Origin of the sequence: Pseudonocardia lacus, from assembly GCF_018531445.1 — a bacterium.
Lineage (GTDB): Bacteria > Actinomycetota > Actinomycetes > Mycobacteriales > Pseudonocardiaceae > Pseudonocardia > Pseudonocardia lacus.
Map to the genome: position 1 here is coordinate 1 of NZ_JAHDTH010000417.1, position 2,317 is coordinate 2,317.

Genomic DNA, 2,317 nt, shown 5'->3' on the forward strand with positions numbered 1-2,317 from the left:
GGCGTGGTCGGCGCAGGGTGCACGGCACCTGCGAGGACCGCGCCGCCCCTGCGAAGACGGTCACGACATCGCCGCGCCGGGCCGGCGAGCGGCACGCGGCCGGTCGTGCGGCTAGGCCGGCACGTCCAGCAGGTAGTCGCCGGTGTCCTCGTCCCAGTCCATGGTGACCAGGCCGCGGGCGCGGGCGGCCCGCACGAACGCCGAGAAGCTGTTGAAGCCGTAGCGCTTCTCGCTGAACCCCGGCTCGCGCTTGCGCAGCTGGTTCTTCAACCCGCTCAGCTGGGGGCGCGACTGGGGCGTGCGCAGCCGGGTGATCACGTCCACCAGCAGCCGGAACGCCGCCGCCTCCGCGGCCTCGGCCGACTCGCCCTGCGGGAAGGTCACCTCGGGGTCGCCCTGGGCGGTGCCCGGGCGCAGCTCGACCACCCGTTCGGTCTCCAGGCGGCGCAGCAGCTCGGAGAAGTTGCGGAAGCCGTGGTCGGCCTCGTCGAAGGTGGGGTCCTTGCGCAGGATCGCCCGCTTCACCCGGGACGCGAGCACCGGGCCGTCGGTGTGGCGCTGCAGGCCGGCGAGCGTGCGGGCCACCAGGGCCCCGAGATCGCGGTCGGCGTCGTCGGCGGGCCCGTCGTCCTCGGCGGGCGGCTCCGGCGCCTCGACGACCGGCGGGGTGGGCTCCGGAGCAGGGGGCGCGGTCGCCGCCGCGGCCGGTCGGCGGCCCCGGCGCGGCGCGCGGACCGGCGCCACCGGCTCGACGCCGGGCAGCCGGTCGTAGAACAGGAACTCGTCGCAGGCCGGCGGCAGCAGCGCCGACGTCGACGACTGCACCCCGATGCCGATGACCCGCTTGTCCAGCTCGCGCAGCTTGTGCACCAGCGGCGTGAAGTCGGAGTCGCCGGTGCCGATCGCGAACGTGGTGATGAAGCCGCGCTCGTAGGCCAGTTCGATCGCGTCCACGGCCATCTTGATGTCCGCGGCGTTCTTGCGGGAGCCGCCGAGCCGCTGCGGGATCTCGATGAGCTCCACCTGCGCGCGGGCCAGCAGCCTGCGGTCCTCGTCGAAGTAGGACCAGTCGGCGTAGGCCCGGCGGGCGACGACCCGGCCGCGCTCGGCCAGCGCGTCGGCGATGGGCCCGAAGTCGAACGGTGCCACGCCGAGCCCGTCGCGGGCCCCGATCGCGAGGTTCTCGTAGTCGAGGAACAGCGCGATGCGCTCGTCGTCGCTGATCACTGGTGCTCCGCCGATCGTCGGGGTGGGGTGCCGGTCCGGCGTCGATCATCCTGGTGGCCGGGCGGGATGTCGACGCGGGGGTGCGCCGCGGCGTGCTCCGCCGACGCGGCGGGAATGCGCCAGAACCGAATCCCGATATCGTTCGTGCGTGCCCGTCGTCCGGCCCGATTCGCGGCCGGGGCCGCACGAATGGGCACTCCGGCGATGTTGGGCCAATCGGCTGAACTGTCGCCCCGTTCGACGTTGACACAGCGTGATCACGGATGGATATCGGACGGTACGAGCGGGCCCTGCTCGTGCTCTGACAAGGTTGTTGACGTGGGAAGACGTCGCGCGTGCCGTGATCAACGACGGCTCACGGAGCGGAACGACGGAGCCGGCGGCCTCGACCGTGCGCGCGGGTTCGCATTCGATTCGACGTATTTCCTTCGCTATGTAGCATCGCCCGGCGTAGTCGCTCCCCAGCACTACAACGCACTACGAGTCGAGCCCCCTGCGGGGCGTGGAGGAATGATGGACACGCGCGCGAAGAAGAGGGTCATGTCGGCGGTCGCCGCCGTGGGCCTGGGTGCCGTCGCGGTGGTCGGGGTGGGGGCCACGACCGGCACCGGCGTCAGCATCGGCACCGTCGCCGAGGTCGCCGTCGACCCGGCGGCCGATCCGGTCGCCACCGCCGACGCGAGCCTGCGGGCGGCGCTGGTCACCGAGCTGGCCGCCGAGGAGGGCGTCACCGCGGCCGAGGCCGTCGTGACGGCGGTGGGCGGTGACGTGGCCGCGGCCGAGGCCGCCGCCGAGGCCATCGTCGCCGAGGAGGACGCGGCGGCCGAGGCCGCCGGCGCCGATGCGGAGGATGCCGCCGACGACGCTGCTGCCGACGACGCTGCTGCCGAGGACGCTGCCGCCGACGAGGCCGCTGCCGAGGATGCCGCCGCCGACGACCCGCTGGCCGCGGCCCGGACCCGCCTCGACGAGCTGAAGGCGCTGGTCGCCGCCGCGGCCGGGCAGGACGCCGCCGCGGAGGACGCCGCGGTCGAGGACGCGGCCGCCGCCGACGCCGCCGCCGACGACGCGGACGCCGAGGCGGTGGCCG

At 74.5% G+C, this 2,317-nt stretch carries 2 protein-coding genes; one reads left to right on the forward strand and one right to left on the reverse strand.

Annotated elements, in window-relative coordinates; all coding sequences use genetic code 11:
* Positions 1-111 precede the first annotated feature (111 nt).
* Positions 112-1,227, reverse strand: coding sequence for an NYN domain-containing protein (locus tag KIK08_RS38645; RefSeq protein WP_214408268.1), 1,116 nt, complete (start codon positions 1,225-1,227; stop codon positions 112-114).
* Between the two features lie 513 nt (positions 1,228-1,740).
* Here KIK08_RS38645 and KIK08_RS38650 point away from each other — a divergent pair.
* On the forward strand, positions 1,741-2,317 hold a 577-nt coding region (locus tag KIK08_RS38650; protein WP_214408269.1), incomplete at its 3' end, for a hypothetical protein.